General features: G+C 42.2%; 10 protein-coding genes. 4 read left to right on the top strand and 6 right to left on the bottom strand.

Annotated features, from left to right (window positions below; all coding sequences use genetic code 11):
* Nucleotides 1-252: 252 nt before the first annotated feature.
* Together ACE3G9_RS08135 and ACE3G9_RS08130 are read left to right on the top strand one after the other, a co-directional pair.
* Entirely contained in the window at nucleotides 253-678 is a 426-nt protein-coding gene (locus tag ACE3G9_RS08135) for a universal stress protein (protein WP_417880410.1), read from the top strand.
* Between the two features lie 73 nt (nucleotides 679-751).
* A complete protein-coding gene (locus ACE3G9_RS08130) occupies nucleotides 752-1624 on the top strand; it encodes a carboxylate/amino acid/amine transporter (protein WP_449218886.1) in 873 nt (290 codons plus the stop codon).
* Nucleotides 1625-1735: 111 nt separating this feature from the next.
* Here the strand turns inward: ACE3G9_RS08130 and ACE3G9_RS08125 are convergent, their stop codons facing one another.
* Genes ACE3G9_RS08125 through dsrO form a run of 3 tightly spaced genes read right to left on the bottom strand, consistent with a single transcriptional unit; the run spans nucleotide 1736 to nucleotide 6705 of the window.
* A complete protein-coding gene (locus ACE3G9_RS08125) occupies nucleotides 1736-4822 on the bottom strand; it encodes a molybdopterin-dependent oxidoreductase (RefSeq protein WP_449218885.1) in 3087 nt (1028 codons plus the stop codon).
* A gap of 9 nt (nucleotides 4823-4831) precedes the next feature.
* Nucleotides 4832-5947 carry an NrfD/PsrC family molybdoenzyme membrane anchor subunit gene (gene nrfD, locus ACE3G9_RS08120; protein WP_449218884.1) on the bottom strand — a complete coding sequence of 372 codons (1116 nt, stop codon included), beginning with the start codon at nucleotides 5945-5947 and terminating at the stop codon, nucleotides 4832-4834.
* Nucleotides 5947-6705, bottom strand: coding sequence for a sulfate reduction electron transfer complex DsrMKJOP subunit DsrO (gene dsrO / locus ACE3G9_RS08115; RefSeq protein ID WP_449218883.1), 759 nt, complete (start codon nucleotides 6703-6705; stop codon nucleotides 5947-5949). The genes nrfD and dsrO overlap by 1 nt, the downstream gene beginning before the upstream one ends.
* Nucleotides 6706-6846: 141 nt before the next feature.
* On the opposite strand from dsrO, the gene ACE3G9_RS08110 reads away from it, so the two are divergent.
* Together ACE3G9_RS08110 and ACE3G9_RS08105 are read left to right on the top strand one after the other, a co-directional pair.
* A complete protein-coding gene (locus ACE3G9_RS08110; protein WP_449218882.1) occupies nucleotides 6847-8667 on the top strand; it encodes a sensor histidine kinase in 1821 nt (606 codons plus the stop codon).
* 47 nt (nucleotides 8668-8714) lie between these two features.
* Nucleotides 8715-9305 carry a response regulator transcription factor gene (locus tag ACE3G9_RS08105; RefSeq protein ID WP_449218881.1) on the top strand — a complete coding sequence of 197 codons (591 nt, stop codon included), beginning with the start codon at nucleotides 8715-8717 and terminating at the stop codon, nucleotides 9303-9305.
* A gap of 155 nt (nucleotides 9306-9460) precedes the next feature.
* Here ACE3G9_RS08105 and ACE3G9_RS08100 read toward each other — a convergent pair whose 3' ends face one another.
* The 3 genes from ACE3G9_RS08100 to ACE3G9_RS08090 all read right to left on the bottom strand — a co-directional run bounded on the left by ACE3G9_RS08100 (nucleotide 9461) and on the right by ACE3G9_RS08090 (nucleotide 12024).
* Nucleotides 9461-9886, bottom strand: coding sequence for an N-acetyltransferase (locus tag ACE3G9_RS08100; protein ID WP_449218880.1), 426 nt, complete (start codon nucleotides 9884-9886; stop codon nucleotides 9461-9463).
* A gap of 103 nt (nucleotides 9887-9989) precedes the next feature.
* Nucleotides 9990-10802 (bottom strand): hypothetical protein, encoded by an 813-nt coding sequence (locus ACE3G9_RS08095; RefSeq protein WP_449218879.1) that lies wholly within the window; start codon nucleotides 10800-10802, stop codon nucleotides 9990-9992.
* Nucleotides 10803-11352: 550 nt separating this feature from the next.
* Nucleotides 11353-12024, bottom strand: a complete 672-nt coding sequence (locus tag ACE3G9_RS08090; RefSeq protein WP_449218878.1) for a hypothetical protein — start codon at nucleotides 12022-12024, stop codon at nucleotides 11353-11355.
* Nucleotides 12025-12115 lie beyond the last annotated feature (91 nt).

Genomic DNA, 12115 nt, shown 5'->3' with positions numbered 1-12115 from the left:
GATACGCACCTCTGAAAATTATAACACGCCACCTAAACAAAAGGCTCGACCACATCAATTTTATATCTAAACTCATTGCTTATTGCATTAATGGAAAATCATTTGCCACCTTAAAATAGTAAAAAATAGTGAGAGATCACCAACACTTTTTACGCTATGTTAATGATAGTCTCAATATAGACCCAGTGCTTAAAATCTTAATCTATACCCAAGTAACTAAGCACTGAAATTATGATAATTGGAGAGTACATTATGACGTACAAACATATCCTTGTAGCGGTAGACCTATCTGATGACAGCGTTATTCTCGTCAATAAAGCCGCTGCCTTAGCCAAAGTCTGTGATGCTAAATTGTCGCTGATTCATATTGATGTCAATTTCACTGACATATATACCGGCTTCATGGAAATCAACTTTGCTGAAACGCAAAATGCCATGCTTGAGGCTGCACAGAAAAAAATTAAAACCTTAGTGGAGAGCATTGATTTCCCCATTACTGAAACCATTGTCTCTAGCGGTGATTTATGTAATGAAATTTCCCATGCGATTGAGCAACAACATGTCGATTTAGTGTTGTGTGGTCACCATAAAGATTTTTGGAGCAAGCTACTTTCAACTTCTCGCCAACTGATTAACGATACTTCTGTCGATATGCTAATCGTACCTTTAGAAGACTAATATGTTTTCAATTTAAATTAATGTAAACTACAAAATTACTTTTTAGTTTACATTTAATTTAAATTGGTGAGTTATGTTTTACCTTTCTGCGGTCACTCTTTTGTGGGCGTTTTCATTTAGCTTGATCGGTGTCTATCTTGCTGGTCAAGTTGATGCTTGGTTTTCTGTTTGGATGCGTATTGCCCTAGCTGGCCTCGTCTTTCTTCCTTTCCTTAAATTTAAAAACATTCCGGCTAACTTAATCGGTAAATTAATGGCAATTGGCGGCATTCAACTAGGCTTAATGTACTGCTTTTATTATCAATCGTTTCTGTTGCTTTCCGTGCCTGAAGTATTGTTATTCACCGTCTTCACGCCTATCTATGTGACGCTGATTTATGATCTATTGAAAGGTCGTTTCTCACCTTGGTATTTGTTAACTGCGGTGATTGCCGTTGCCGGTGCCGCCATCATTAAATTTGCCGGCATCAATGAAAACTTTCTCACTGGTTTCTTAGTGGTACAAGGTGCCAACCTTTGCTTTGCCCTTGGTCAAGTCGGCTATAAGCATGTGATGGAGCAAAACAACGTCGAGATCTCACAACGTACAGTGTTTGGGTACTTCTATATTGGTGCGTTTGTCATCGCTTCTATCGCTTTTGCTTTGATGGGCAATCCAGAAAAGCTTCCGACGACCAATCTGCAATGGGGAATTTTAACCTACCTAGGTTTGATTGCATCTGGACTAGGCTATTTCTTATGGAATAAAGGCGCTTGTCTAGTGAACGCTGGCGCATTGGCGGTAATGAATAATGCACTGGTGCCGGCAGGATTAATCGTCAATATTGTGATTTGGAATCGCGATGTGGATTTAACCCGTTTATTACTAGGCGGTTCAGTCATTATGTTGTCGCTATGGGTTAATGAAATCTGGGTAAAACGCAAAGCATTAGTGTGTAACGCGTAAACGAGAAACGAGAAACGAGAAACGAGAAACGAGAATATTCTCCCAATAAAAAACGGACGTTCAAATTAATGAGCGCCCGTTTTTCGTTCTAGATTATTAATCTATACCCAATTAAGGCAGTTTAATCTTACCCGGTAGCGCCTGACGAGCAGCGGAACCCACTACCCAATCCAGTAACACACCTTTCCCTTCACGAGTTGGATCAATCAAGCCGATATCGTTGATATTCACCCCATCGCTCGATTTCATTTTCACCGGTTGTTGCTTATCACCAATCCAGTGAGCTCGTTCACCAAGCTCGGTATGACCAAAGCCATGTTCAAAGCCGAGTACGCCACGATGAATACCATCCACCAGCATTGCCGTTGCTTTGATTGAGTGAGTTGGGGTTTCAACCGTAAACTGATCGCCCGTTTGCACGCCGTATTGCTTGGCATCTTCTGGGTGAATATAAACTGGATTATTGCCTTTAATCGAATTCAAACGTGGTGAAAGGTTAGATACTGCACTATGAATATTCGACTTAAAATTGGTTAAGGTAAAGGGCCACTCTGATTTAGCATACACCTCATCCATTGGCGTACCATCTGCCAGCTTTTGTGGATACCAAGTTGGGCAACCAGAATACAACTCACCTGTCATGGTATTACGCGAAGTACCGAGTTTTTCATTCCAAATCGCCACCGGTTTTTGCCATTGATATTTCATGACATCACCTTTGTAGGCTTCAGTGGCATTTTCAAAACGTCCACCGCGAGCATAAATAAAGGCCACTTTGGCAAATTCATCTTTGCTTAACACGCGTTGCATATCGGGCAGCAAACGCTCTAGTCCTGAGAAGTAAATATCTTCACTGCTGGCATTCGGTGTTCCACCGGCAACATAAGCAAGGTTAGCCGCTGAACGTAGGTAGAAATCAGCCGCATTATGAATGCCGTGCCAATTACCTTGCGCATCTTTAATCGCGTTATCACCAAAGCCACCTAGCTTCATGCTTTTCGCCATATCAATTAAGAAGGTTTCTAAACAAATTTCGCGACCATCGGCCGTCTTTTCTGTACGAGATTCGACAATCGGCCAACGAGCCGTTACTGCTTTGGTTGGAACATCATGCCAAGGACCAGCCATACCCCAACTTTCATACGTCACGGTATCTGGCACAATATAGTCAGAAATTGCCGTGGTTTCATTGATAAATGCATCCACCGAAACAATCAAAGGCAACTCTTTCGGATCGCACAATTTGTCACGTAACAACGTGGTTAACCCCGGTACACCATATAAAGGATTCGCCATGTGGTTGATCCAAGCTTTTAAGCGATAAGGATAACCATCAATTGCCGCCGATAAATGCTCAGTTAGTAATGGCGCAGAAATTGGATACCAAGGTGCACGGGTTGGATACGGCGATTCACCGGCTTCAATACGACGTTTATATTCCGTGGTTTTTTGATATGGGAATTTAGAACGAGAAAGAAATACTCCCTTCGGCGCAACCATGCCATCAAATTGAGTGAAATCGTAACGTGGACCAGCAGACGAAGTAGGGTAACCCCCCGCTTTAGCCATCATGCCACCTTTTTTGTTGATGTTCCCTAACATAGCGTTAAGCATCACAATACTAAAAGCATTGTAGAAACCATTGCTGTGCATGTTACCACCATGAGTATCAACCACAGATTTACTGCCATGTTGATGTAATTTAGCTGCTAACTGCGTAATTTCATTAGCAGGAATACCACAAAGATCAGCAAATTCATCAATAGAGTATTCAAATGCCGCTTGCTTGAGTTGTTGCATCGATGAACGAACTGCAATCTCACCATTTGGCGTGCTTATCTTTTGATCGACATACAACTGTGCAGGTTTGTCTTGAGTATGCAGAGCTAACTTACCAGAGGCCTGATCAACAATCACATACGCATCGCCATCTGACAATTTGTCACCACTGTAAGCAAGACCAAGATCAGAGGCACGTAAGAACCCCCCTTCTCGCTCATGGCCTTGCTCAACAATCACTAAATGCGTTGCATTACACCAATGGGCATTACCAGCTTTTTTCATTGCAGAAGCACCAGGCTGGACAAGGAAGTTTTTATCGTATTTGTCGTTGCTGATCATCCATTGAATGATGGCTAATACTAAGGCTGAATCCGTACCCGATTTAATGGCCAACCAATGGTTATTATTCCCCGTGGCAAGGCTAGTCGACATTTGCAACGTTGGCGTAACCACCGTGTATTCAAAATTACCGCGAGTACGCGCATTGGCTAATTGACGTGCTTGACGCTTAAATGGATTACCGGCTTGCGCTGGCGCAGTACCAATAAATAATGCAAATTCTGCATGTTCAAAATCTGGCTTCATATGAGAGAAACCATCCAGATCATTCATAAATGCGCCAGATCCAGCACGGAACGCGTAACCACAATACGAACCGTGATGACCAAAGTTACGAGTACCAAAACTATTAAAAGCAAAACGCTTAATGATGTCATCACGACCTTCATTACTCGCATTGGTCATTAATAGTTGATTGGCTAGCGGGCCGTATTCAGGGTTATTCGGATCAACTGGCGTTTTAATATCACGAATCGCTTTTAAGCCATCAACATGCCCTTCACCAAACAAATCACCACCTTCAACCACTTCTTTTAATAATTGCTCATAGCTGATCGGCTCCCACTTACCTTCACCACGTTTACCGACACGCTTTAATGGTTGAGTAATACGATATGGACTGGTGCGAATATCCATCATAGCATTGCCACGTGCACAAGCAGTCGAACGACCTTCAATGCCCGCTTCACCAGTTAATGATAAATAAGCGTCTTTAACCGGGGTTTCAAATGAGATTTTTTGCTCACTGGAAAGTGGGTGATAAGGGTTACCTGAGATGCGCAGAATCTCATCGGTTTCATTATCCACACGTACACGAACGCCACACAACGTCCAACAGCCAAAACACATAGATGGCGCAACACGTTGTTTGGAGTTAGCAATTAAATTACCGTTCTTCACCTGATATTCAGGGTCAAGTGAGTTACCAAAATGAATATGTTTGGTTTTCTCTCCAGCAGTTCCTTCTATCATTCCTTTAGAAGCATGCATTGCAGTGGAAGCATACCCCGCAGCAAATGCAGCACCACCTCCAACAGCAAGACCAGATTTTATAAACTTACGACGTTTGTTATCCATGATGACCTCTTACTCTTGAGTTGATAAAGGAGTGTTTGATGAAACTGATTTTTCAGATTTAGATTGCACTACTTCGGTTAATATCACCGCCAGCAATAGCCATAAACCTGCCATACCAACTACCCCCAGCATACCTGGTGCGCCTAATGGCAAATCATAAGGGTATGGGCCTTGGTCGTATTTCGGCAGCGTTTGCACTTCAATCATAGTCATCCAGCGAATCGCCCAACACGTGGCAATAGTAAGCGCGCTACAAGCCAGTAATGAAAGTCGCTTAAATTGCTGACCACGCATTACAACCATTGCCATCATTAAGCAAGCGACAAACGCGGCCATCATTAACACTAGGTTGCTAAACCAACTGCCGTATTGCAGTAGATTCATATAGGCACCATTCGATACCCAGATAGGTAATAGAATTAACGACAACACTGAGCAAATCTCCACGCAACGTTTCAGCAGACTCATATCCGTTGAAGTTAGTTGAATGGCCTTATCTTGGCTCGGTATTAAGTTCAAAATAAACAACGTAAAACCAATCGCACCAAAGAAAGCCGTCACAAACCATAAGATAGGCGATGCAGGTTGATGCCACATTGGACGAGCGGCAACCACGTAGATTTCCATTCCGGTGTACAGAGCAATCGACAAGCCAGAGAAAACGGTTACCCCAGCAACCGCAGTAATTAATTTAGCGGACGCTTGCCACTGACCGAGGGTGAGTAAGCCAACAAGACGAAGGTATTTATTATCGCTATTGGCTAGCTTGCTAATCTCAGGGCGTAAATATAACCACGCCGCTAATACCGCTAACATTGAAAATATTGGCAATAAAATTGCGCCACGCGACATCCAAGACCAAGAAGTTAAATGAGGGAAAAAATGCCAAGCACGACCCGGTTGGTGTAAGTCAGCGGTTAAGGCTAACGGACCAACAATCGCGCAAATACCTAAACATAACGCCAATGCTGCACGTAATGTATGACTCGTCTTATCTCGTAGGAATAGGCTAGCAAAAAACAAAATCGCCGCCGCATAAGCCGAGCCAATATAAAAAAAGTATTGCACTGCCCACGGAAGCCAAGCCACCGTCTGAGACGGAATTAAAACTTCAGTAATATTCATTAGTGCTCTCCTTGAGGATCGTAAATTGCCGCTTTACCTTCAATATGTGAGGTAAACTCATCTTGCAAGCCGATATAGAAAACATGCGGTTGCGTACCAGCTTCCGGTTTTAGCACTTTGATTTCATTTTTAAATTCACGCATCAGTTGACTAATTTGGCTATTGGCATCATTTAAATCACCAATCACACGCGCGCCGCCGACGCAGGTTTCTACGCAAGCTGGAAGCAAACCGTCTTCTAGGCGATGAGCACAGAAAGTGCATTTATCAGCAGTGAGCGTTTCTTCATTGATAAAGCGTGCATCGTAAGGACAAGCTTGCACGCAATAAGCACAAGCCACGCAGCGTTTGTTATCGACCATCACAATGCCATCTTCACGCTGGAAGGTCGCTTGTACAGGGCAAACCGCCACACAAGGCGGGTTTTCACAATGGTTACAAAGGCGTGGTAAAGTGAATACCTTGCTTTCTTTTTTGGCTGTTGAACCGTCATCTAAAGTGACTTCATACTGTTTAACAGTAGTGCGGAACTGACCAATCGGTGCTTGATTTTCAATGCTGCAACCCACAGTACAGGCTTGGCAACCAACACATTTACGTAGGTCGACGATCATTGCATAACGTTTGCCCTTCATGCCTTGACGGCCCGGCTCTTGGTTATTACGAATAATAGGGGCGGCGGTCGCCACCGGAATAATGGCAGCCCCGGCAGAAACTGCGCCGAGACCACGGAGAAAGCGTCGTTTTGTTTGATCCATGAGATTGACCTTGCTGGTGATAACTCTTAAGGGGTATTCTCACCAAGGGATACTTTTTGCTCTATTGTGGTTTTCCACATAACCCAATCTGACTTGATCTAAAACAAGTTTTGCGTGAACTATTTCGAATAAGGAAAGCATGTGAACCGCTTTATCAAACCACTCACTCAAGCTATATGGTCACTTCACCTGTTATTTATTATTTTCGGAGTAAGCGACTTTTCTTTAGCTCATGCAGAAAATTTACAGACTCAATCTCAACCTAAAGTTCAACCACTTCCGATTCAAGTTGCCGTACTGGCGACTCGCGGTAATCCTCAAGCAATACAACGTTGGCAACCGACTATTGATTGGCTCAACCAGCAATTACCTCAATACCAATTTTCTCTAAGATCAAGAAATCTGGAGCAAATGGAAGACGTAATTAAAACCAACAGCGCAGAATTTGTGATCACCAATCCTGGCCAGTCAGTAAAATTGGGGTGGCAGTATCCGTTATCTTGGATCGCGACGTTAAAAAGCCCGTGGCCCAATGGCACCAATCAAGCGCTCGGCAGCACCTTAGTTGTCAGAAATGACAGCTCGTTTATCGACCTAGAAGATTTGCAAAATAGTCACGTAGTTGCCGTGTCACCGGATGCATTTGGTGGGTTTCTAACTTTAAGTCAGTATTTAAAATCCAAACAAAAAGACCCGAGTTTATTTTTCAAAAAAATCGATTATCTCGGTTTTCCTATTGATGCCATGCTGTACCACCTACGCGATCATCAGTTCGATGTGGCAATTACTCCCGTCTGTTTACTAGAGAATATGGACCAAGAAGGCCTGATCGATAAATCGCAATTTCGAGTAATCAACAATAGCGCCCCGCAAAACTTTCCTTGCGCAGTCTCTACCCCGCTGTATCCCAACTGGTCATTTGCCAAAACCAGCAAAGCCAATGAAATCGTCGCCACTGCCGTTACTCAAGCGTTATTAAATCTACCCAAAGATAGCCCTGCTGCGATTGCCGCTAAATCACAAGGTTGGTCATCACCAATCAGTTCATTAAGCGTAGTGAAAATGTATCGTGATTTGAACATTCACCCTCAACAAACCCCTTGGTGGCAACAGGCATTAATGTGGCTTAAACAGCATCAACAATGGGCGTGGGGGGCGGCGGTATTATTTATCGCACTGAACATTTATCACTTTTGGTTGGAATTTCGTTTTAACCGCAACCAAAAACTCCTCAATCAAGCACAATTCGAATTAAAACAAAAAAGCCAAATGCTAGAACATGCACAGCGAGTAGCGATTGTCGGCGGGCTTGGTACTAATCTGGCCCATGAAATCAATCAGCCCCTTTCAGCGATTCGCAATTACAGTCAAGGGGCAAAACTGCGGATTGAAAAAGGCGCGGATGCCACCAGCCTAACGCCCATTATGGATAAAATTGAGCAACAAGTAGTACGCGTCGATGCGATTGTGCAGCGCTTACGAACGCTAATCACCAAGCGTACAGTGGCTAAGAAAAACCTAAACATCGACGCATTAATCGATGATACGTTAGCCCTACTCAGCCACGACTTAACGGATAAAAAAATACAAATCAAAGTCATCTCCAATGGCACCCCGCGAGAGATTTATGCTGATGCAGTAGGTTTGCAACAAGTGTTAGTCAATATCATCAATAACGCTGCCGATTCTTGCCTCAGCTACCCTCAAGAGGCGATTAATCGCATTGAAGTGGTCATTAATTATGCCGAACAACAACTGGATATTTATCTACGTGATAACGGCGCAGGCTTAACTCTGCCTATTCGCGAATTACAAAGCGCCTTTGTCAGCACAAAAGAAAAAGGACTAGGCTTGGGGCTATCAATTTGCCACGATATTATTGAACATCATCATGGCCATTTTTCTTTGTCTCCTCTTGAGCCACACGGGTGTGAAGCGCATATTCAACTCCCCTATCGTTAATGTTCTGGCAACCTACTAACCATCAACCAAACAGTTAAAGGATCACTATGACTCAATTACCGATTTACCTCGTTGATGACGATGAATCCGTGCTCGATTCTCTTGCCTTCTTACTGCAAGAGTTTGACTACCAAGTGCAATGTTTTTCCAATGGTGAAAGCTTTCTCCAGCAAGCGAAACTCGATCAAGCAGGTTGTGTGGTACTCGATAGTCGCATGCCAAATATGCGAGGCCAGCAAGTCCACCAACTGTTGCAACAACAACATAGTCCATTAGGCGTGATTTATTTAACCGGCCACGGCGATGTGCCCATGGCGGTCGAAGCATTAAAGCAAGGCGCGGTGGATTTTCTACAAAAGCCAATAGATGGCAAAGTACTAGTAGAGGCAATCAATAAGGCGTGTGATTATTCAGAGCAAGCCACTCAAGCAATGACGATACAAAAGGCTTTTGAATCGTTAACTGAGCGAGAGCAGGCGATTTTAGGATTGGTGGTGCAAGGAATGAAGAATCAACAAATCGCCGATAAGTTATGTATCGCAGTACGAACGGTCGAAGTCCACCGCTCGAATTTAATGAAGAAGTTTTCCGCCAAAAGCATTGCTGAGTTGGTGATGCAGTATGCTCAACTGAAATGAACCCACTTATACAATATTGGATAGTTTTGATTATATTGAGTGGGTTAATTGGGTATTGATGTTCGATATGCAGTGGGTTTGACAGAAATATTTTCAAATTGCTGATATAAACCGCTGTAATAAAAAATGTCTTGAAAACTTAAATGTTTGTATTGTTATGTGCCCGAATTCATTGTGTACTCTAGGTGTCCCGTATGCTCGTCCAGTTGCTCACTGACGACTATAAAACCTTGAGACAAATAGAACTGATAACTAGCCTGGTTTTCTTTGTATACGGAAAGGCTCAAGATCGCCCTTTGAGCTTTGGCATGACTTAATAATTGCTTACCGATGCCTTTACCCTGAAATTCAGGAAATACGAATATAGCTGCCAAAGTATTTTCATACAGGGCATAGAAACCAACTGTTTTCGACTCGATTTCATAAACGAAAACTTCTGAAACTGGAATATAAATATTACGCATGCTCTCTACTTGAGATCTCCAGAAGTTCGCTGGGACGAAATCATGCGCTTTGACAGAGGCTTCAAGCCAGATTTCAAGAACCGAATCTAAGTCATGTGAATTGTACTTTCTTATCATTTCCGAACTCTAGATTTCCAAATTTATCGAGGCAACATAACAACGCCCCAAACAGCGGCGTAAATTAGTTGGCTAAAATTGTGAGCGAAGCAAACGCAGCCAACTAGTTTACGTCCGACGGCTTTGGTTTGTTAGCTTTTACTTTACTGTTACCTTCAACGTACTCACCGTAATTTTTTACCATTAAATCAATAACTTCGTCTATTTTAAAAAGGTTTAGGTATGGAACAACCAGTAGTCTTTTAGATTTAGCAAGCACCCCATATTTAGACCTATCCTTTAGCTTCAAGCCCTTGACATAAATCTCAATAAAAAAACCTTCAAACATGAAGCATATAGAGGCATTTTCAAGCTTTCTATTTTCATAAACTCGGCAAAAAGGCGACACAACAATTTGCTTTATACTATCTGGAGAGAACCTTTTACTGTCACTCAAATCTACAACGCGACTTATCTTAATTGAAAATTTACCATCAGGTATTTTAGTGTTGTTTAAAATCGAATTTCTTAAGTATTCATTGTCGTCATCAATGATTACTACATTTTTATATGCCGAATGGCCTGAATTGGCAGCTCTCCAGTAAATCGATAAAAAGTACATTATCAGCTTTTGCTGATCTAACTCTTTAAATGTCAGTCCTAAATCCGTTTTAGATAATTGGCAGTTTTTACCTCTGAGTACACCAAGAGAATATTGTTCATACTCTATATTTAATAACCTTTCACAATCTAAGCATAATTGATACCCGGCCCAGCTATCACAGCTGTAGCCAATAGCTTCATCACCGGAGGTAAGAGATATACCTTTTCCTGAATTGGTTCTAGATATTTTCTTAAAAATTGAATCACCAACAGCGTGAGACATTTGTAAGTCTTTTTGCTGGTTACAAAGTTTACATTTTCCAACTACTGGCACGTTGTCTCCTGTGAAAGCTAACAATTTAATAGGCGGAAAAATCCGTATAGTCTTTCCGTCTATCTTCTCAGTCACTTTTTTGAACAACAAGCTAAATAATTAAATTTATTCATAAAGTATGAATTCACCTCATATTTATTCAGCATAAAAAACACTTTAAATATTCAGCGCGAGGTAAGTAGATTCCTGCTCTCGCTTAGGCTCGGCTGGAATGACGATTTCAAAAAACACTCACCGCGGACTAATTTATTTAGATAAAAATGAAAGTAGCTGCGGCAAAGATCAGCTCTTCCCCTTGATAGGTGAAGCCACTTGTCAGCAGGAGTTAATATAAGGGGAAGCGGGGATGGGGTTGGTTATACAAAACTACTTTGGGATACAAATAAATTTCTCACATCAACCTTCCCCCGCCCTCCCTTGGCTGTAAAGCTTGATGCCAAGTATTTTTCGTTGGTAAGGGAGGGAGTTATTTGGGATCGCTTGTTGTTTCAATGCATAAATTTGAAGATGTACCTAGCCTTGAATTTACACATACAAACCAAAGCTTTTCTTAATGCAATGATTTCAGGCCGACCACTTTGCCGGTGATATTTTTTGGAAACGGGATTGGCTCGACTGTGTTAAAGCTAGATAAACGCTTTTCGATACGCGCTTCTTGTTTGGCAATCTTGGCTTCTTGCTTATTCAATTTAAGCTCTTGTTTTAAAACTTTCTTATGCTTCTTCGCTAACTTACGCTGCTTTTTCAGCAGTTTTTTCATTTGTTTTTGTTGTTTCTTCTGTGCTTTTAAGCCTTTCTTCAAGGTTTGTAACTGTTGCTTGATTTCATTTGGGGCAAGCAAAGGTTGAGCCTCAAGTTCAGGCATGGTTGGCTCAATGCTCGGTTTAGCAATTACTTTTGATGGCACCACCAAGTTGACGCCATTATTCAGCGGCTGGATGGTCGCTTGCTGGTTATATTCGCGTTGTGCTTTCATCGATTTGGCTTTGGCGATCACCTCAGGCACATTGCTCGCCTGAATGGGCAATAATGCTTGAGTCACATTTTTATCGAGTTGATTAGATTGAGAAAGTTTGGCCAGAGAGACAGGTTTGCATAGCGCACCTTTTTGATTCGACGTGCGTGCACAAGAGCCACAATAAAATTGCGAGTCCAACACTAACTTGTCGATTTTTCCGGCTTTAATATCGCGGCGAGAAAATTTACATAAAGACTTTGCCATAACTACACACCCTAATGAAATGACCAATCGAAATTACGATAAGACAAATAACAACGATTCTCATTTCTTTATAGAGTTAAATATCATTCAA

The sequence above is a fragment of the Vibrio sp. E150_018 genome, assembly GCF_053544035.1.
The sequence above is the reverse complement of the archived record's forward strand: the minus strand, read 5'-3'. Positions and strand labels throughout refer to the sequence as shown.

Bases quoted from the DNA above. Each gene is read 5' to 3' on its own strand.
- ACE3G9_RS08105 (WP_449218881.1), top strand. From the start codon at position 8,715: ATGACTCAATTACCGATTTACCTCGTTGATGACGATGAATCCGTGCTC.
- ACE3G9_RS08130 (WP_449218886.1), top strand. From the start codon at position 752: ATGTTTTACCTTTCTGCGGTCACTCTTTTGTGGGCGTTTTCATTTAGC.
- ACE3G9_RS08125 (WP_449218885.1), bottom strand. From the start codon at position 4,822: ATGGATAACAAACGTCGTAAGTTTATAAAATCTGGTCTTGCTGTTGGA.
- ACE3G9_RS08090 (WP_449218878.1), bottom strand. From the start codon at position 12,024: ATGGCAAAGTCTTTATGTAAATTTTCTCGCCGCGATATTAAAGCCGGA.
- ACE3G9_RS08100 (WP_449218880.1), bottom strand. From the start codon at position 9,886: ATGATAAGAAAGTACAATTCACATGACTTAGATTCGGTTCTTGAAATC.
- ACE3G9_RS08135 (WP_417880410.1), top strand. From the start codon at position 253: ATGACGTACAAACATATCCTTGTAGCGGTAGACCTATCTGATGACAGC.
- nrfD (WP_449218884.1), bottom strand. From the start codon at position 5,947: ATGAATATTACTGAAGTTTTAATTCCGTCTCAGACGGTGGCTTGGCTT.
- dsrO (WP_449218883.1), bottom strand. From the start codon at position 6,705: ATGGATCAAACAAAACGACGCTTTCTCCGTGGTCTCGGCGCAGTTTCT.